The sequence below is a fragment of the Salinibius halmophilus genome (assembly GCF_003577475.1).
Classification (GTDB): Bacteria; Pseudomonadota; Gammaproteobacteria; order Pseudomonadales; family Natronospirillaceae; genus Salinibius; species Salinibius halmophilus.
The window spans coordinates 19,934-39,778 of the sequence record NZ_QPEP01000012.1 but is presented as its reverse complement, the minus strand read 5'-3'; the positions used below and the strand labels follow the sequence as shown (position 1 = coordinate 39,778).

At 49.7% G+C, this 19,845-nt stretch carries 16 protein-coding genes; 5 read left to right on the top strand and 11 right to left on the bottom strand.

The window, feature by feature from the left end:
- Positions 1-30: 30 nt before the first annotated feature.
- Entirely contained in the window at positions 31-1,437 is a 1,407-nt protein-coding gene (locus DUW71_RS13830; protein ID WP_119395858.1) for a sensor histidine kinase, read from the top strand.
- On the opposite strand, the gene DUW71_RS13825 is transcribed toward DUW71_RS13830, so the two are convergent.
- Genes DUW71_RS13825 through DUW71_RS13815 form a run of 3 tightly spaced genes read right to left on the bottom strand, consistent with a single transcriptional unit; the run spans position 1,434 to position 4,512 of the window.
- A complete protein-coding gene (locus DUW71_RS13825) occupies positions 1,434-3,185 on the bottom strand; it encodes a sensor domain-containing diguanylate cyclase (protein ID WP_119395857.1) in 1,752 nt (583 codons plus the stop codon). The two genes, DUW71_RS13830 and DUW71_RS13825, sit on opposite strands and share 4 nt — an antisense overlap.
- Positions 3,182-3,916: an oxygen-binding di-iron domain-containing protein gene (locus DUW71_RS13820; RefSeq protein ID WP_119395856.1), complete on the bottom strand. Its 735-nt coding sequence runs from the start codon at positions 3,914-3,916 to the stop codon at positions 3,182-3,184. Before DUW71_RS13820 ends, DUW71_RS13825 begins: the two co-directional genes overlap by 4 nt.
- The gene (locus DUW71_RS13815) at positions 3,913-4,512 is read right to left on the bottom strand and encodes a hypothetical protein (protein ID WP_158584115.1); all 600 of its coding nucleotides are present in this window, start codon (positions 4,510-4,512) and stop codon (positions 3,913-3,915) included. Before DUW71_RS13815 ends, DUW71_RS13820 begins: the two co-directional genes overlap by 4 nt.
- Positions 4,513-4,682: 170 nt before the next feature.
- Here DUW71_RS13815 and DUW71_RS13810 point away from each other — a divergent pair, with 170 nt between their 5' ends.
- From DUW71_RS13810 to DUW71_RS13800, 3 genes are all read left to right on the top strand, one after another.
- Positions 4,683-6,137 (top strand): TrkH family potassium uptake protein, encoded by a 1,455-nt coding sequence (locus DUW71_RS13810; RefSeq protein ID WP_119395854.1) that lies wholly within the window; start codon positions 4,683-4,685, stop codon positions 6,135-6,137.
- Between the two features lie 76 nt (positions 6,138-6,213).
- Complete coding sequence (locus DUW71_RS13805; RefSeq protein ID WP_119395853.1) at positions 6,214-7,032, top strand: M48 family metallopeptidase; 819 nt, start codon at positions 6,214-6,216, stop codon at positions 7,030-7,032.
- 14 nt (positions 7,033-7,046) lie between these two features.
- Entirely contained in the window at positions 7,047-7,958 is a 912-nt protein-coding gene (locus DUW71_RS13800; protein ID WP_119395852.1) for an alpha/beta hydrolase, read from the top strand.
- Between the two features lie 36 nt (positions 7,959-7,994).
- Here DUW71_RS13800 and DUW71_RS13795 read toward each other — a convergent pair whose 3' ends face one another.
- Both DUW71_RS13795 and DUW71_RS13790 read right to left on the bottom strand, forming a co-directional pair.
- On the bottom strand, positions 7,995-8,465 hold the full coding sequence (locus DUW71_RS13795; protein ID WP_119395851.1) for a hypothetical protein: 471 nt from the start codon (positions 8,463-8,465) through the stop codon (positions 7,995-7,997).
- Positions 8,466-8,563: 98 nt separating this feature from the next.
- The gene (locus tag DUW71_RS13790; RefSeq protein WP_119395850.1) at positions 8,564-9,175 is read right to left on the bottom strand and encodes a LysE family translocator; all 612 of its coding nucleotides are present in this window, start codon (positions 9,173-9,175) and stop codon (positions 8,564-8,566) included.
- Between the two features lie 241 nt (positions 9,176-9,416).
- Between DUW71_RS13790 and DUW71_RS13785 the strand changes: the two genes are divergently transcribed.
- Entirely contained in the window at positions 9,417-10,838 is a 1,422-nt protein-coding gene (locus tag DUW71_RS13785; RefSeq protein WP_158584114.1) for an aminotransferase-like domain-containing protein, read from the top strand.
- Positions 10,839-10,870: 32 nt separating this feature from the next.
- On the opposite strand, the gene DUW71_RS13780 is transcribed toward DUW71_RS13785, so the two are convergent.
- The 6 genes from DUW71_RS13780 to DUW71_RS13755 all read right to left on the bottom strand — a co-directional run bounded on the left by DUW71_RS13780 (position 10,871) and on the right by DUW71_RS13755 (position 19,810).
- Complete coding sequence (locus tag DUW71_RS13780; protein ID WP_158584112.1) at positions 10,871-12,067, bottom strand: serine hydrolase domain-containing protein; 1,197 nt, start codon at positions 12,065-12,067, stop codon at positions 10,871-10,873.
- Positions 12,068-12,146: 79 nt separating this feature from the next.
- On the bottom strand, positions 12,147-15,134 hold the full coding sequence (locus DUW71_RS13775; RefSeq protein ID WP_119395847.1) for an efflux RND transporter permease subunit: 2,988 nt from the start codon (positions 15,132-15,134) through the stop codon (positions 12,147-12,149).
- Positions 15,135-16,352 carry an efflux RND transporter periplasmic adaptor subunit gene (locus DUW71_RS13770; protein WP_119395846.1) on the bottom strand — a complete coding sequence of 406 codons (1,218 nt, stop codon included), beginning with the start codon at positions 16,350-16,352 and terminating at the stop codon, positions 15,135-15,137.
- 241 nt (positions 16,353-16,593) lie between these two features.
- The gene (locus DUW71_RS13765) at positions 16,594-17,400 is read right to left on the bottom strand and encodes a DODA-type extradiol aromatic ring-opening family dioxygenase (RefSeq protein ID WP_119395845.1); all 807 of its coding nucleotides are present in this window, start codon (positions 17,398-17,400) and stop codon (positions 16,594-16,596) included.
- Between the two features lie 93 nt (positions 17,401-17,493).
- Complete coding sequence (locus DUW71_RS13760) at positions 17,494-18,039, bottom strand: hypothetical protein (RefSeq protein WP_119395844.1); 546 nt, start codon at positions 18,037-18,039, stop codon at positions 17,494-17,496.
- Positions 18,040-18,046: 7 nt separating this feature from the next.
- Positions 18,047-19,810, bottom strand: a complete 1,764-nt coding sequence (locus tag DUW71_RS13755) for a Na/Pi cotransporter family protein (RefSeq protein WP_119395843.1) — start codon at positions 19,808-19,810, stop codon at positions 18,047-18,049.
- Positions 19,811-19,845: the final 35 nt, after the last annotated feature.

Genomic DNA, 19,845 nt, shown 5'->3' with positions numbered 1-19,845 from the left:
AATCGCCCACACTAGAGAGTAAGGGCAGCAATGAGCACGCTAAAAACCTACACCGCTGATTCTTTCGATAAGGTGAACTCACACGACGCGCCAAGGTCGTTTTATGAGCAACTGTTTGGCCTGCAAGAAATCTCGATCCGGCTTTCGCGAGCAACTACATTGGAAGACTTGTATCGTATAGCCGTTGAGGAGGCGGTTAATACACTCAAGATCGATCGTTTAGGCATTTTATTGATCGACGGTGACTACATGCAGGGCACCTGGGGAACTGACGAAGTAGGCAAGGTTCGCAGTGAAACAGAATACCGCTCGCCAATGGATCAAGAAGTGCGAGATGTGATTACTGAACTCTCGACCCGGGGTAAGGTGTGCGTTTGGTTCGACACCACACTGCATGAATTTTCCCGTGAAGATACCAGTACTAATGAGCCAATTGGCAAAGGCTGGAATGCAGCCATTGGTTTTTGGGAAGAAGACACCTTGCTAGGCTGGATAGCCTGCGACAACTTCCTTAGCAAAACCCCCTTCGAGCTATATTTCACATATATCCTTCGTTTGTTCGGCCAGTTAGTCGGCGAATTAGTGCTAAAGAAAAAAGCCGAAGATGCCGTGCAGGCGCTCAATAAAGACCTACAAGCAAAAAACTCCATTTTAGAGAACACAATCAACGAACTGAATTCAGCCCAACAGCAACTCGTTACCGCAAAAATTCAAGCATCGTTAAAAGACATTGTAGTGGGTGTTGCCCATGAACTAAACACACCGATCGGCGTTGCTACGACAGCATTAACCAGTGCGCAAGAAAAAGTCGTTGAGGTCAATACAAAAATTGCAGACCGATCACTAAAGAAAAGCGAACTTGATGCGGCGTTTGTCTATCTAGATCAAGCTTCTGAGCTTGCATTAAAAAACCTTAGATCTGCCAGTTCACTGATTCGCGAATTTAAACGCTTGTCGGTATTTGAGCATCAGCACAGCAGTGCGCGTAAAGACTACGAGCTGAGAGAAATCATTCGCCAAGCCATAGAAGTATGCAAACTAGCAAACCCAGATTTTGCCAATGTCAAAGTTACGGTAGAAATAAGCAAGAGCATTGAGCGGGCTCATACCGCCCTAGAGCCCGTGGTGCAAATACTGCAAGACTTATTGCTCAACGCATTTCAACATGGCGAACTGTCTATTTTGAATCAATTATTGATTCAAACGAGCGCTGACACTAATACGGTGTATATTGACGTGATCAACACCGGTAAAACCATTGATCCATCGTTACACGAAAAGATTTTTGACCCGTTCGTCACCACGGCACGCTCGCAAGGGCGAGTAGGCTTAGGGCTAAATGTCGCTCGCAACATTGCCAGCCAAGTACTTGGCGGAGACTTACAGCTAGTGCCTCACCAGACGGATACAATCTTCCGCTTATCGTTGCCACGCTAATCGAGATTTATACACAAACGATTGCGGCCACTTGTTTTAGCTCGATACAAAGCTTTATCCGCGCGTATAAATATCCGCTCAATAGAGTCGTCATATTGTACCAGCGCCAAGCCAACACTGACTGTTACCCTTAACTGCTTGTCACTATTGCTAAAAGAGAACTTTTCTACCTTACGTCGTAACCGCTCACTTACGGCAGCGGCTTGTTCACTGCTCACATCTGTCATTAATACAGCAAATTCTTCGCCACCTAGCCGACAAGCAAAGTCTGTCTCCCTAATCGCGCTGCGCAAACAACCTGCAATCTCCATTAGCACAATATCGCCAACATCATGCCCATAGCCATCGTTCACTTTTTTGAAGTGGTCAGCATCGACTAGAGCAATGGCAAAGGCTGAATGATTGCGACGATATCTGGCTAATGCATGGGCAATATACTCATCAAACGCACGCCTATTCGGCAAACCGGTAAGCTTGTCGGTGCGCGCGATGGTTTGCAGTTCTTCATTGGCTTGTTTTAACTCTTCGGTGCGCCGGTTTACTTGTTTCTCTAAAGATTGATTAAGAGATTTAAGCTGAGTCGCTAACTTCGCCTCTCGCAATAGTGAATCACTATAGCTTTTACTCAGCACGTAACTTTGGCTTAGCACGAATAGAGTTACACCTACGGTAGACCCATCAACTGCCACGGCTACGCCCATTAAATACAAAACAATATCCGACAGCACCCCAAGAATAATAAACACTAGTGCCGCAAACTTAATCGTCAGTAGCTCACGCTCTTTAAAAATCCGATAGAGCAACAGCCACAAATAAACGGCAACGATCACCAATAACATCCAACTGAACAGTTGACCCAATGGCACAAAAACGAGCGGTGATGAGAGCAAAGTTAACGCCAGTACCGCCGCAATCATTAGCTGTATGGTTAATAAGACTGGCCTTGGGTAGAGCTTGACATAAACCAAGTTGAAGTAGATCGGCCAAATTAAAAAGTTAGCGTAGGCAGTACCCCAGTTTAATCGCCATAAGTTAGCAACCGAGATGTCTGGTAAAAAGGCTGCAATCACGCCGCCCATCGAAGCAATTCGTAGGGCAAACACCAAACTGCCAGCGGCCAAGAGCAATGGCGCTATGGCACTTCGCCTAGGCAACCAAATACCCAGATTGTAGCCAACGGTAGCGAGCAATATCCCAATCAATAGTATATGGAGCGTGATAATGCTAAATTGCTGTGTAATCAGGCTCACCGATGGGCCAATTTCAACATTCTTAGCCCAACCAAATGGATAAGCGCCATTACTCACTTCCAGCACCAGTTTGTCGCCAGCGTAGATGCGAGGCAGTGCAATAACCGGCGGTGCCGGCCTACCCGCCCCCTTGAACAGCGGACCACCGTTAAAAGCAACAACCTGCTCTCCAGAGCTTCGCGCTATCAAGACCTTAATCGCTGAATAGGGTTGCCCTACAGATAACACCAAACCATCAACAAAACCGTCGCCAACAAACAATTTCTGATAGCGCACCTTGCCATGATTAGGTACTTGTTCATCATCGCGCCATAAGTGAGGAAGGTTTCGCAAACCTATTGGCTGCCAGCGATCGGTATCGGGAAAATAAATACTGGTTTGCCAATCTTGCTGAAGCAGTTGTGGTTCGTTTAAACAGGAAAGCTCTAAATTATAGTCCGTGCAGGCAGCTGCCTGGTAACTGAAAAGCATCACTAATAATGCTAGCCACCATTTCATTTTATGCCTGAACCGACTGGCAAACGTTCAAACCAATCCAAAAAGGCAGTGACCTGTTCGCCAACAAACACTCTGCCGTGCTGTGGGCACATCATTTGCACATCTAATTGGCGTACCCGTTTTATCCAATCTAACTTAGCGCGATTAGATGGCATCCAGCGTTGATGAAACCCTTCCATATATTGACAGTGCGCACTAAAGTCTTCGACAAACAGGTCAGGATTACCAGGTTCTAACGAGGCGCCGACGTCACCACTCATTAAGACTTTGCTGGCTGGATCGTAGACATGAAAGTTTCCCGAGCTGTGTAAATAATGTGCTGGTACAAACTGAACATCACGACCACCTAGTTTGATCGTTTCGCCCTCATCAGGTAAGCCGTTATAGCGCATTTGTTCCATACCAAAATGGCGTAAAAACCCTTCCCATAACCAAGGAGCGTGCAACACAGCTCGTGGCAAGCAGCCATCCCAAAGCCCAAGCGAGCTAATGATGTCTGGGTCCTGATGCGACGCGAAGACATTGTTTACCGATGTTAGCTCAACAATGTTCACTACCGCCGCCAACATGGCAGGAAACAACTCCAAACCACCGGGGTCCATTAATAGCGCTTCACCATTACTCACCATCAAATACTGGTTGGTATCAATGATCTTTTCTGGTTTTTGTGGGTCGCGACCAAACATATACCATTGAATATCAGAGGTATCAGACAGCTTGTGTGTAATCATAAGTTCCCCTGCATCGACCGCAGTAATTTAAGTGCCGTCGTATTGTGTTGGCGAATTTGCGCCACGCTAGCAACAATCATTTCGCCCACGCTATTTAAGTCACCACGTTGCTCGAGTGGCATCAGCGCCGCCTCCACAAACGATAATGTAGCGATCACATTGCCTGAACGCAGTTGCCTCTGCAGTGCTTCCAAGGCTTCTACCATTTGGGCTAACTTTTTCTCTTGAGCTTGCTTGGATTCAAACAGCGCCTTGGCTGCCTGCTCTTGCGCCAATTGCAGCTGTTTTGACCGTTTACCAGCAAGCAACAGCTCGGCTTTTTGATAAGCATTATTAGCGCCAAGCACCTGCTGATAGCGGCTTGCGAGTTGGCTAAACTCCCGCGCCCAAGCCACAACCTCTGCGACCCTAGAAACAGATATAGCGGCCAGCTCGTCAACAAACGGCGTGATGGCTTTAAAACTTTTGCCTTGCTCACCGGCTCGCGCGGCAACAGCGCGTGCATTACTAGCGGTTAAACGCATCTGCTGACTAACTGCCGTGGTTTTGGCAAGCTCCGACGCAGCGGTAGCGGCAATGACATGAGTTGGCTGCATAGTTGGCTGTATAGTTTCCTCTCTGCTTAGGTAAGTATTAGCAGTAAAATCAACTTTCTGCCGTCGCCATGCCAGCGCTTTTTTTTGATTCAAAGCAGGATGGCCACAACAAACCTTTCCTTTTGGTAATGCATGCATAATAATGCCGCCACCAATAATGAGGTGTCGCCGTGAACTATCGAAGCGTCATGAGAGTGCTGGGTTTAATGATGCAATTATTTAGCGTCAGCATGTTGGTGCCTATGCTTATCTCGATTGTTTATCATGACGACACAACCCTGGTGTTTTTCGACGCCTTTGTTGCAACGCTCGCACTCGGCTTATTAATTTGGTTTCCCAACCGCAATCAAACAGCTTCCTTACGCGCTCGCGAAGGGTTTTTAATCACCGCCCTATTTTGGCTTACCCTTGCCGCTGTGGGGGCACTGCCGTTTTATTTACTGCCAGATGAGTTGGCCTTGTCGTTAGTAGATGCCTACTTCGAGGCGATGTCTGCTATGACCACAACCGGGGCAACGGTGATGAGCAACTTAGAGGCCTATCCAGAGTCGCTTTTGTGGTACCGCCAGCAACTCCAGTTTATGGGCGGTGGTGGCATCATCATTTTGGCCGTTGCCGTATTACCGTTATTAGGCGTGGGTGGCATGCAGCTCTATCGCAGCGAGGCGCCGGGGCCCATTAAAGATCAAAAACTATCACCTCGCATCGCACAAACAGCCAAGCTATTGTGGGGCGTTTATTTTTTCCTAACCCTTGCTTGCATTGTTGCTTATCTAATTGCTGGAATGTCGCTCTTTGATGCGGTAACCCATGCCTTCTCTACTATTTCGACCGGTGGTTTTTCAGTTCATAGTGCCTCCATAGGCCACTTTGATAGTGTGGCGATTGAAGTGATCACCATCGTATTTATGCTGTTAGGGGCATGTAACTTTGGCCTGCACTTTATTGTTTGGCAAAAGCGGTCTTTAAAACGCTATTGGCGCGACGCTGAATTTAGAACAGTGCTAATTGTGGCAGTCGCAATCAGTTTATTGTTTACCGCCGTTTTGGTCATTCACCACACGCAAACCTTTGCAACGGCGCTGCGCCAGTCGGCGTTTCAAGTGGTGTCGATGATGACCTCTACTGGCTACGCCACGGCTTCCTTTTCTGACTGGCCTGCTGGTTTGCCAATGTTAGTGCTTTTGGTGGGGGTATTAGGTGGTTGCGCAGGCTCAACGAGCGGCGGCTTTAAAATGATTCGCATTATGGTGATGAGCAAACAATCACTGCGCGAGATGAAAAAAATGCTGCACCCGCGCGCTATTGTGCCCTTACGAATAGGTAAGCGCCCACTACCACGCGGTGCAGCGGAAGCAGTTTGGGGCTTTTTAGCTATTTATACGCTTTGTTTTGCTGCCATTCTCACTGCCATATTGCTCACTGGTGTTGATTTTATTACCGCCTGGTCGGTTGTCGCTTCCGCGTTAAATAACACCGGCCCTGGGCTTGGTGAAGCGAGTGCATCCTGGGCTACCTTACCAAGCTTAGCGAAGTGGATACTGTCGATAGCCATGCTACTGGGTCGCCTTGAGCTGTTTACGCTGTTAATTCTCTTTACCCCATTCTTCTGGCTGCAAAGATAACCATCTTTGATCACACGACGAGCTAGGCTAGTATATCGGCCAACCTTCATGATGCTCATTGCAGCAAGGACTGAATATGAAACTCTTACGTGTCATCGCAGTATTGACTGTGGTCGCTTTCTTCACCGGCTGTGCCACCAACTCGTTAACCGGTCGCCGACAGCTAACGCTTGTTTCCGAAACCCAAGCCATCTCGGCCTCGGCACAAGCCTATAGCGAAATGATGAGCAGCTTTGCGGTCGATAACCAGCTCAATAACGACATGGCAACAGTAAAACGTGTACGCGACATTACCAGCCGCTTGGTTGCACAAGCCGTGCAACTAGAACCACGCTCGGCAGATTGGGACTGGGCCGTACAAGTACTAGATGTGCCAGACCAAGCCAACGCGTTCTGCATGGCCGGCGGCAAAATGGCTATTTACACCGGGTTAATTGACCAACTCAATGCCACCGACGACGAAATTGCCGCGGTAATGGGCCACGAGATCGCTCACGCACTGTTAGCCCACAGTGTTGAAAAAATGTCGATGAGCATGGTCACCAATTTGGGTGTGCAAGCCTTGGGTACTGCCTTTGAAGATAAACCACTGGTACTCAGTGGCACCGAAATGGCCGCCGCGGTGGCGATCACCCTACCCAACTCACGCACGGCTGAAGCCGAAGCCGACATTGTCGGGTTAGAAATTGCTGCGCGTGCCGGTTACAACCCAAGTGCAGCCATTACGCTTTGGCAAAAAATGAATGCACTTAATGGCAATGGGCCACTGGAATTTTTAAGCACCCACCCAGCGCCTGCTACCCGTATACAAGGAATAGAAGCAAACCTGCCAACCATGATGCCGCTCTATCAAGCGAGCCGTGGTCAGCGTTTGCCAACCTGGCCGGTTAACTAATAAAAGGAATCAGCATGCCAGTTGACGAGCAACTAGCACCCTATATTGGCTTGTCGGACGCGCCAGAAATCACTCGGCTCGACCCAAAAGCCATGCGCAAAACGGATAAAAAATATAATCGTTTAAGTGGCCCCGCGGCCGACAACGTGGTCATTAAAGACTTTGCCATCACCAGTGGCGGCCATGAGCTCAGCGGTAAGCACTTTATTCCCGATACCATTGTTGGCAGCAAAGTACTGGTTTTCTTTCATGGTGGCTCGTTTGTTGTAGGGCTTGGTGGCTACCATAATTTGCTCAGCCAACTAGCAGAACAGGCTCAACTGCCAATTTTAGCGCTAGATTATTCGCTATCACCTGAGCATGTAGCGCCGCTTGCGCTTAACGAGTGCATGGCATTCATGCGCTGGCTCAGTGAACGAATAAGCGACTGGCACCCACATTGCACCGAGCTTGCGCTCGCGGGCGATAGTGCTGGGGGCAACATCTGCGCTCATATTGCCCAGCGCAGCAACCAGGTAGTCCAGCCCATTAGCGACTGCCTGCTGGTATATCCGTACCTCGACCTAACGCTTAGTGGCGATAGTCATAAAACCTATGCCAAAGGTTATGGCATTACGCTAAATAGTATGAAGCTAGCGAAAGCCATGTATATGGAAGGGAGCGAGCTGATGGAAAGTGATAGCCGAATTTCACCGCTGTTTGGCGAAATCACGCCATTCCACCCTCGCACTTACATTGCCCTAGCCGAGTACGACCCGATGCGAAGTGACGGCGAGCGTTATCATCGTGAGCTACTCAGCCAGGGCGTCAACACCCAGTTAGAGCTGTATCCGGGTATGATTCACAGCTTCTGGCAAATGGGGCTATTTTTACCCCAAGCCCAACAGCTTACCCGCACATTGGCAGAGCAGCTGAAGGCGAAATAAGGCAAGAAGCACCCAGGCAACTGGGTGCTTTAGACTTTAGAAGTGGTAGTGCAAACCTAGCGAGTAATGCAGACCGAAAGGCGCATCATTGTTGTAGAAAATGGCGCCGCCACCCACATCAAACGACACAGCAACCGGTGGCAATTCAACTGCTAAACCACGAATGTCATACTGCAAACCTAAGCCAGCACCAATGCCAATACCCAAGGTGTCAGCGCCTGCGGTGCCATCGTTTTCACCAAGGTGCACGCCACCATCGGCATAACCATAGCCTTTCCAATATGTACCTTGTTCAATATCAAGAATACCGCGGGCAATCACTCGGTTATATGAGCCGAACGGATCAACAATCAGCTGCGCCGCCAAGTCTGGGCTCATTTGCGCTTTAAAACTTAGGCCATCAGCGCCTTGAATGCCCACAGCATAGGGAAAGCTGTCTATATTTGATGCCGATACAGATGCTGCACCGGCGCATAATGCCATACCAATCAACGTGCGTTTTAACATGTCGAAATCCTGCTGTTGGTGAAAAGTTAGGCGAATTCTAACCAAAATAGATGAACTTAGTTAGTCATTCCTATCATTTGATACAGTACAAATTCACATTACGACAGAATCATCAACACACAAGAGGCCGTTAAAATCCCCATGATCACATTAAAATAACGCCAATGCTGAGCAGTTTTTAATATTTTGCCAATGGCCACGCCAAAACCTGCCCACAATGAAATTGATGGTAAGTTCACCAAAGAGATCACCACGCAAGCGAGAATCGCCGACTCAACAAAATAGTCACCTGCTAGCGTAAAGGACGCAATGCCAGAAATCGCCATCAACCATGCTTTTGGGTTAGCAAACTGAAACAGCACAGCTGGCATAAACCCCATAGGCTTTTGTTCTATTTCATTCGTATTCATTGTTGGCGGCAATGCCGTGGCAATTTTATAGGCTAACCATAATAAGTAGAGACTGCCGGTCACTTTCAACATGGTTTGCAACACCGGAAAGGTTGTAAATAGTGCGCCCAAGCCTAGTGCCATCAATACCATTAGCAGCAAACAACCAATGCAAATTCCCAGCATATGTGGAATAGAACGGCGAAAGCCAAAGTTTGCACCCGAGGCAGTCAGCATTAAGTTGTTTGGCCCAGGTGTAATCGACATGGCGATACCAAACAAAGCAAGCGGGCCTACTAATGACAGTAATTGATTTTCCATCTATCACCTCCGAACGGAGCGAACTGAGAAATTGGGGAAAAAAAAGGCGCAATGCCAATACGGGTGTCGTTCCACTACATCGAAGCAGTGCCCTTATTAACAACTTGCGCCACAGAAGTTCACATCAAAGCATGGCACCTAGCGGGCCAATGCGTGTATTATGTATGGGTACATTTAATTCACAAAGTACTATTGTGTCATCGATACAATTGATTGTATGGGTGACAATTGGAGGGCAACGATGTCTGTACAAAGTCGCGCACAAACGCGTTGCAACTGGCTACCTGAAATTACTCGCCACAGCGGCCCAGTTTACCTTGCCCTTGTCGAAGAGATAGCGCGCTCGGTCGCTAACGGCACCTTATCTGTCGGCGAGCGATTACCACCGCAGCGCTTGCTTGCCGATGCACTCGGCGTGACTGTTGGTACTGTGACTCGCTCGTATCGTGAAGCAGAACGGCGTGGACTAGTAGAAGCCAAAGTGGGCAGCGGCACCCGGGTTAAGGGGAATCAAGCAGACATTCCAAGTTTCTCGCACTTATCGCGCGCTAGTGCCGATAGCATTGACTTATCGCTCAGCATCCCGATTCCACACCTAAATCGCCAACAACAGTTCTCAGCCGTACTTCAGCGCCTAGCCAACCAGCCTAGTTCGCTCGACGCTGCTCTGTTATATCAAGCAGAGCAAGGCCATCCCGAGCACCGTCAACGCCTAGCGTTATGGTTAGCAAGCCAAGGGGTTGAAGTAGATTGGCAGGAGCTAGTGTTTACCGAGGGTGGCCAGCACGCCGATTACCTAGCCATGCAGGCTTTGGTAAAACCGGGCGAAGCCGTTGCATCCGCGGCGCTCACCTACCCTGGCATGATTGCCGTCGCACGACAACTAAGCTTAAAGCATGTGCCCATTAGCACCGATGCGCAAGGCATCCGCCCCGATGCGCTCGACCGTGCTTGCCAGCGCCAGCGCATTCGCATGCTGTATGTGATGCCTGAATTTAACAACCCTACCGGCGAGCGCATGTCGGATGATCGTCGTCGTGCCATTGTTGAGGTGGCTCGCCGTCACGACATTTTAATTATTGAAGACGCCGTACAATGGGTACCAGCGAGTGAGCGCGGGCAGCCGTTCTTTCACTTAGCGCCTGAACGTAGTTTGTTTATTTTCAGTGTGTCTAAGTTGCTAGCAGGCGGTTTGCGTTTTGGCGTGTTGCGCGTGCCACCGGCACTGATGGGTAAGGTAATGACTGGCTTGCGCGCCCAATGCTGGGCCACCGCAGGCCTAGTTAGCGATGCAGCCATCGAGTGGCTCACCAGCGGCATCGGCGATCCACTCATTGAGTGGCAAAACGAAGAAGTGACGATCCGCCACGAAATCCTGACACAACACCTGTCTGGTCACCAGCTGACTTACCACCCGCATGGTTTTCATTCATGGCTAGCATTGCCGGAGCCTTGGCGAGCGAAAGAATTTGTTGAGGCGGCAGCAAATGTAGGGGTAACAATTATTGATTCTGAACCCTTCTGTGTAGGTAGCCAACCGGCCCCCCAAGCGGTGCGTATTTGTGTCACACCACCAACCGATCGAGAGCATATTCGCATTGCCGCACAGCGTTTAGCAAAGCTGCTGGATGAAGGCCCAAGCCATAACGCCGTACCCATTTAGCGAGTTAAGGTGGCCGTTATGGCCACCGCATCCTAACAGACGTGCACAGCAATTTGCTCGAACAAAGCGACATGAAATTGAAAGTCTTGCTGCTGTTTTGGCGCGTAGGCACCATCACTGCTGAGCTTGGCAATACTTAGTCGCTTACTTTCACCATTATCGCAAGTGATGCGATTGCTATAAATAAACTGGTTATACACACCAATTCCAAGCACACCGCCTGATTCGGGTAGCCACCAATGCAAACCATAGCGCCAGCCAGGCAATAGCTCATTGTTTGGGTCTTTGGCGACAAGTGTAGAGATATCCTCTATGTATTGTGCGGGTACAATTTGCTTGCCATGCCATCGCCCTTGATTGCCAACTAGGTCAACCAAACGAGCGTAATCGGCGAGCGTGGCATTAAAACCACCAAAGCCGAGCTCATAACCATACCTATCCACTAACCAATATCCGGATGACTGCATGCCAAGTGGCTGCCAAAGCCAATCTTGTGTCAGCTCGGTGAGCGTGCGCCCAGTTGCTTGCACAATGGCCATGGCTAATACCTGAGTATCAGCCGATACATACTGATACTCACCACGACTACGCTCACGAGAGCGCTCAAATGCTTGCAAAAACTCAATGATAGACCCTTCCAGCACAATGGTTTTACCCAACCGATTAATGTCTGAATTTGGGTCGCTGTAGTCTTCACTAAAATGTATGCCTGAACTCATTTGCAGCAGCTCAAGCATGGTCACATCACTGTAGGCAGAATCAGCTAGCTCGGGTAACCACTGACTCACGGTATCTTGGCGTTGAATAAAACCTTGCTGCTCAGCTTGCCCAAACAGTAACGACACAATGGATTTTGATAGCGACCAGGAAATATGCTGGCTGGTGGGCGTAAAGGAACCAAAGTAAGCTTGATGTACCACTTCACCATCCAGCAAGACCATGATGCCATCGGTATGGGTAGCCGTTAGATATTGCGCAGTATTAAGTTGTTGATCAGCCCAAGTAAACGATTCAGGCAATTCAATTTGGCGATCGGCCAACTTGTTATCGATTGTTTTCCCCACTTGCACTGGTCGGCTAGCGAATATCAAATGAAACTCAGATAAGCGCTGCTGTAGCTTAGCTTGGTTGTCGATGGTCAAAAAAACGTAAGCGCGGTTTAGCGTATCGGAGAAAAATAGCGATGCCGCCAGAATAGCGGTCGTCACTAAAAGCAGAAGTCGTATCACGAGCGTCCTTTAATCATTCATCCATAAACCGAGCAAGCTTACCAGAGCCTGCTCGGTTTGCTGAGTGATAGATCAATTTCTAAACATTTTTCTGCTGTAAGCGTCGATTAGGCAGCAAACTTAAAATGGTTGGCACCACAATTAAAATCAATAGGGTTGCTAGTGCCAAACCAAACACAATGCCAGCTGCGACAGGTTTAAGTAACGCCACATCAAAGCTAGTTTCAAACAGCAGCGGTGTTAACCCTGCCATGGTGGTGATGGACGTTAGAATCACTGGCCGCAAGCGGCTAAGTGCTGCCTCGTGCAGTGCTTGCTGATGCGCCATGCCTTCGCTTAACAAGCGCCGAAATACGGTCAGCAAGATAATGGAGTCGTTGACCACAATGCCACTTAAGCCAATAAAGCCAAAAATCGACACCACAGTCACTTCCAAACCGGTAAACCAATGCCCATAAATAGCGCCGGTTAGGCCAAACGGTACGGCAATCATGACAGCAAACGGCCACAGCCAGCTCTCGAAAATCAGCGCCAGAATTAAATAGACCAACAACATTGACACCAGCAAGGCGATCACAGCGTCGTTGATAAACTGCTGAATCTCCTCATTTTGGCCGCTAATTTCGCTATCAACGTCAAACCGAACTTTTAACAGCGGCAATAAACTGGCTTCTAGCTCTGGGTAAAAGTCACTAATATTCTCACCGCTATAACTTGCATCAATCGACACCGATAACCGGCCATCACGTGAGAAGTAGCGTTCAGCTTGCTCACTCAGGTCTAGCTTCGCCAGTGCTGATAATGGGAAGTACTGACCATCGATATTAATCGGTAAAGCTTGCAGCAGTTGTGGTGATACTTCGCCGATGCTTAATTCAAAACGATCGCCCTCTGCAGCCTCGTGCAGATTAATGGTATTCAGCCAGGTGCGAAGCTGGCTAGCCACATTCGCGCGGTCGATACCAGGCTGAATAATATCTAGCCCAAAGCCGGTACTAGAATCATCAAGACTGCTGCTAATATCACTAAAGCGGCTATCGTTCTCTAACCAGCTCACCGCATACTCAGCCGCTTCAATGAGCTCGTCAATGTTGTCGCCAGCCAAACGGAATGACAGTTCACCGCTACTGCCAAATCCCCTGCCTCTGCCACGCCCAGCACTGGCTTGTTCAACATACTCGGGCAGCTCTGTAGCATTGAGCCGGTCGCTGATCTCACTATTGCTCAGAGCGCGGTCGGTATCTGAGGTGAGGTTAAAAAACAACGTTGCTTGCGATGGTACCTGTTGGTCATCCAAGCGCTGGTAGCGGTGAATAATTAGCTCACCGCCTGGGTCGAGGCTATCTGCTGTCGCTTCCACATCGGCAATGGCAGCCAGCGCTTGCTGCATAGTCGTGCCCGGCACAAACCTTAGGTTCATGGTAATTTCCGCCGTTTCAATCGATGGTGCGGGATCAACAGCAACACGGCCACTGGCAATACCAAACACCGCACCACCGGTGACTAAAAGCGTGAGCACCAGTGTAACGGCACGATTCGCTAACGCTTTGCCTAATAGCCAATCGAAGGGGCCATCGCGAAACTGGTTAAAGGCAGTCTCAATTCGTTTACGCGTAGGTGAAGCCGGGCGCATGCGACCGTGGTGAGCTAAATGACCCGGCAAAATAAGGAAGCACTCAATAAGCGAAGCGGCAATGGCGATGCTGACGATTATTGGGATATCAATCAGCAGATTGCCAAACTGGCCACCTATCAATACCAAGGGCAAAAAGGCAGCAATGGTGGTGAGGCTAGATGCCAGCACAGGTGGAAACATGCGCCTAGCCGCAACGGTGGCCGCATCTTTTGCTGCCATGCCCTGCTGCTCTAGGCTCGCGGCATCCTCGGCCACCACAATGGCGTCGTCGACAATAATGCCCAACGCAATAATAAAACCAAATAGGCTCATGGTATTCAGCGAGATATCCCACCAGCCCATCGCCGCAACCACCATCGCCAAGGTAACGGGGATACCCGCCGCAACCCATACGGCAATGCGAATGCGCAATAATAAAAACAGCGCCAATAATACCAAGCCAATACCGAGCAGGCCGTTTTGCACCAGCAACTCAAGCTGGGCTTTTACCACTAACCACAATTCGTTGTAGCGCTTAAGCGACAGTTGCAAGCCTTCTTGATTGTCGGCCTGCCATTGGTTAATTAACTCAGCTAATGCCAGCGTGTCTTCGCCGGGTAAGCGAGAGATGGCAATTTCAACAGCAGGCAAACCTTGATGAATCAGCACGCTATCCATATCGAGACGGTCGTCAATGCTTGCTACATCACGCAGCCATAGTTGTGTGCCATTGCTGGTTCGAATACTTAACTGGCGCAACGCATTAAGCGACCAATCAGCAACCGACAAGCTAATCGACGATGTTTGCTCGTTTATGGTCACCGCCCCAGCCGGGTTGGCACTAAACCCTGCGGCAATTTGATTGCCCAGCTGCTCAAGCGTTAGGCCATAATCGAGCAAAGCCGCCAGATCAACTTGGATATCAACAAAGTAGTTCGCCCCACCCGTTAACTCGACTTCTTTGATGCCAAGGTTCTCTAGTTGCGTCACCACTTCGTTAGCTTGCTGGGTTAGGGCATAACGGTCGATGTCGCCGTATAACATCAAATACGCCACCGCCTCTGGAAACCGCCAAGCATTGAGCTCACCGCCTTCCACATCAGCCGGCAGATTCAACTGATTGATGGCCTCCTCGGCAGCGAGAATTGCATCGTTAATTTCGACCCCTTCGGCAACCGAAATATTAAGTCGAACACTTTGGTCCAAACTCGCTGACGATACGGTTTCTACTTCATCTAAGCCTATTAACGCCGCTTCAATTGGGGATACCAGATCATTGCGAACAGTGCGAGCATCCGCTCCTTGCCATTGGTAATTGGCACGGATAACGGGAAATTCTAAGTCGGGAAACAACTGCGAGCGCAGTTGCTGAATACCCCAGGCGCCAGCCAATACAATTAAGAACAACAGCACATTCGCCGTTAGGCGATGCTTTACATATTGCTGATACATTTATGGCTGCTCCCGTAACTGAACCTGGGTACCTTCGCTCGCATTACTCAACGCTGTGGTAAGAATCGGTGTATCGGTTTGCCAATCGGGAATGTTCATTAGTGCCCATAACGCATCACCACGTTGCTGATACCCCAACACCTCGGCAGGTAATTGATTCAACCGCCCTTGGCGAACTTGAAACACGTGGTCGAGTTGATACAACGAGGAGATCGGCAGTGCCACACTCTCGATGGCAGGCAATGCTATATAGGCCACTTGCTGCGTACCAACGCTGCTAGGCGTCGCATCACTCGCGAAGGTGACAGCAAGCGTGCCGGCTTCAGCCTTAGTGGCCATTTCGGTTAGTTGTGCACCCAGCGTCAGTGTGCTTTGCCCAACAGTTAACTGCGCACCATATTGCTGAGCAACCGCCCCGGTGTAGGCATTCCCTTGTGACACTGTGATCAAGGCAGAATTGCTTGCTACCTCATCACCGGCATCCACGGCGAGCTCACTAACAATACCGCTGTATGGGGCACGGACTGTTAGCGCATCTATTTGCTCTTGCACATCGGCCAATTGCAAACGGGCTTGGGCTAACTGTGCCTCGCGTTGGCGCGCTTCACTGGTGTAGCGGTCTACCGCTAACTGTGCATTACGCACCGCGCTTTCGGCGTTATTGAGTGCCGCATCTGTGCCAAGATTGCGCTCGGCCAAGGACTGTTCTCGCGCTAAGGTTTTTTGTGCATCGGCCAAGGCCGCTAAATTGCTTTGATGATTGAGGGCAGCTAGTTCTTGGGTGGCCAATAACTGTTCAATAGCCAATTGTTGATTTTGCTTTTGTCGTTGCAGCGCATCACTGGTCAGCTCAATCAGAACTTCGCCTTCTTCAACGCGCTGGCCAAGTGCTGCCAGCACATTGCTCACATCGGCCGAGCTTTTGGCGACCAAGGTGCGCTCGCGCAGGTACTGCGAGGTAACCACCACGGCTATTTCTGGGGCGTGCATAGTAAGCTGCGGTACGATGGCCTCAACTGTTAAGCCGTCATTGGCGGCGACCGACGTTTCACCACGAGGCGGTCGCATCATGCCACCGCGCGGTGGTCGGCTACTCTGTTGCTCAGCAGCGGCCACGTCATCGGCAACTGGCTTGGTTTGGGCAACCATTGGCTGGGCAATCCAGCCAATCGCGCCACCCATAATTAACAACAACACAGCGAACAGCAGTTTTTTCATTTTTACTCTCAATTAGCAACAAACTGCCGCATAGCTTGGCAAGCAAATGTGCAGGAAATATGGAAAGTGGGCCTAATGCCGTTAACTTAAAAGTATCGGCGTCCACGGAACTCACCATTCGACACAGCGCAAGTACGTCCCTGTAGCCTCGGCACCCGCTCCCTGCGGGTGACGGTCTCATGGTAAGCACCGTGAACACCAAGCTTGTTTTTCAAGTTAATGGCATTTAGTTAGGCCCTGGCTAAAAATTAAACCAGTTCAGCGCACACACTCGCTTGCCTAGTACATCGCCATCAAAAATCACTTCCGCCTCTTCTTCACCATGCTCAGCGGCGCCGACACACACATGTAGGGGCATTAGGTGCTCTGGGGTTGGGTGGCATACTTGGGCGTAGGGCGCGTCTAGCCAGTTGATGAGCTTGGTTTTTCGCTCTTTAGCGGAGTACTTGGGATTGGTGCAAACATCAATCAGCCACTTGGTGAAATGGTAGTCGGCTTCGTTTAACTGGTCGTTATCAACAAAAAACGAATCTAGATTGTGGAAGGACATACCCGAACCAATCACCATAATATTGCGATGGCGTAAATCCTGTAGTGCGCGCCCGAGTGCTAGGTGCGCAGCTGGGTCCATGTTTTCCATCAGCGACAACTGCAGTACAGGAATATCGGCTTCGGGATACATCAACATCAAGGGTACGAACACCCCATGATCAAATCCTCGCTGTTCATCCAACTTGGCTGAAAAACCTTGCTGCGATAAATGCGTGGCAATTTCCGTTGCGAGTGTTGGGGCGCCAGGTGCAGGGTACTGAATTTGGTAGGCCGACTCGGGAAATCCATGATAGTCATAAATCATTGGCGGCTTGGCCATCATTTGCAAAGTAGGCTGGGTGGTTTGCCAGTGTGCACTAATGACCACAATGGCATCGGGCTTGCCATACAAGCTTGGCAAGCCAGTCAGAAAATGACGCAAAGCTTCGTGACGGACGTCGTCAGTTAGGGGTAGCGGGCCACCGCCGTGGGGAATAAAAATGACCGGTGCTTGCATTAACGTCTCCATGTTTTTGGCTCATTAATGCAAGCATAGAAGAAAAATATGAAAGCTCGCCAACCTGCGACCAGCGGCAACTTGCCTGTCACATTATGGCGACTGTACCCATTTGCGATACAACTGATTCAGCCCGTAGCGGTCCCAGCGCAAGTCAGTGATGTTCACGTTGCGCGCGGCGTCTTCAATAAATGCATCCAGCTCTTCAATACTAGTAAAACGCTGTTTGGTTACATCTACCTGCCAGCTCAATGTGCCCTGACCAACCAAAGATGTACCAGCCGCCGAGGCCGCTTCATACTCGTCGACCGACGGCGTTTGCAGGCGTAATAATGCGCCCTCTTCTGGTTCGTAATTGAGGCTGATGGATTTAGGCCAGCTAACATCTTCTTTAATCGCCATCACCACATTGTATTCGGTTGAGATTAGCGCAATATGATCGCCACGCCCTTCAATGGTAAAGGGGAAATCCGGCAGGGTGTATAGACTTGGCTGATTCACACTAAAGCGCCGGCCGAGGTCTACCTCTAATGTTTGATTGGCTTGCCCGGCGATCCAATCGGTTAACCGAATGGCACTAGGTTCCGCCCAGGCAGTACTAGCGAGCATTACTAAAATCGTTGCAATCAGTCGATGCATGTTTCCCTCACTCTGGCGTGGCGGCCAGCTCTGGTTCGTTATGGTCATCCACAGGCGATGCGCCTGAACGTTCCATCATGGCAAAGCGCAAGCTCTGCAATAGGGCCTTACAGTAGCCTAAATCGTTTTGTAGCGAGCTGGCGTTTAAACCATCCAACTTACCATCGGCTATGCCCTGTTGCCATAATGCCTCAAATCTCGACAAAATGGCGCGTTCATCGGCAATAATTTGTTGTTCGGCTTGTTCCAAACTTGTATCACCACGCTGATATCGCCCGGCATGCAACAAGGCCAAGTTGACGACCAAGCGCAATAAATCATAACAATGGCGCACCGTTTGGTTACCACTGCGCCCCAGCTTCCACACATTTTTTTGCATGTGTTTGGCATGTTTTACCATTTCCACCAAAGAGCGACTAGCCTGCAAAATGGCTTGTTGTTCGTGTTTTATCTCACTAGGCATGTCGGCAGGCATTTGCCAGGCGAACTCAATCATCTCACTATGAATGGGTTTTACTTCATCGCGATACATTTTTTTCAAGCGTGGCTTTTTGGCATCTTCTTCTAGTGAATCTGATAACCACTCCAGCAAACTATCGGCATCGCGCTCAGTTTTTGATTTAAGCGCCAAGCTTTCAACAATGGCAGCGTGACTCAGGCTAAAGAGTTTGCGATAACTTTGTTGTAAGGCTCGCAAGCTGGTGTCGCTGGTTAACAAGGCCGACTTGACCACCTGGGGCTGAGGCGTTTGAAAGCGCTTATGCAGCGCCGTAGCAAGTTGGCGTAAAAATGGCAGCCAAATCACAATGCCCAGCAAGTTAAACAGGGTATGGAAAATGGCCAAGCGCAACGTGTAGTTATCACCGGCCAAGCCAATAAGAACGGCTACTTCTTCAACTAACCACTTCATTGGCCACAACAGCATTAACGCCAACACGCCGGTCACCACATTGAACAATACATGAGCGGTGGCTAGGCGCTTGCCAGCAGCATTACTTGCTGAAGCGCCAATAATGGCGGTAATCGTGGTGCCTATGTTGGCGCCAATCGCCAATGCTAGGGCAGCGTCGTAGCTAATTTTGCCAAACGACAGCGCCGTGAGCGTAATTAACAAGCTAGCGTGGCTCGACTGCATAACCACGGTTAGCACCGCCCCCAACAAGGTAAAGGTGACCAAACCAAACCAACCCTCGCGGTACAAGCTGGCTAGGTCGATACCTTGCTCTAGGCCATCAAAGCCCTGTTTTAAGAAGTCGATGCCTAAAAAAATAAAAGCAACGCCCATCAATAAGCCGCCTACACCGCGCCAAGCTTTTACCTGCTGCAGGCCATAACCTAGCGCGATAAACGGCATGGCCAGCAGCCCTAGCGATACTTTTAAGCCCAAGGTGGCAATTAACCAAGCCCCGGTTGTGGTGCCCAAATTGGCGCCAAAAATCACGCCAATGCCACCCACAAGGCTAATCATGCCGGTGCTGACAAAGGCAATAGATAACAAGGTAATCAGGCTGCTCGACTGCACAATTGAGGTAACCAAGGCGCCAAACCCTAAGGCTCGAAAGGTGGAAGCAGTGCTGGCTTTCAACATGTTTTCTAGCCAGCTACCAGAAAACGCCCGCAATGCTTCGTCGATATGCTTCATGCCCAGCAAAAACACGGCTAGGCCCGCGGCAAGCATGGCGAAACTTGTCGAATACAGCAGCAGTGCTAGTAGCATCAGCACCAAAACCACTTGCCCAATATGATAATACTTTTGCCACACCTGCTTCATAAGTCACCTACTACACGAAGCTGAATTTCTACCTA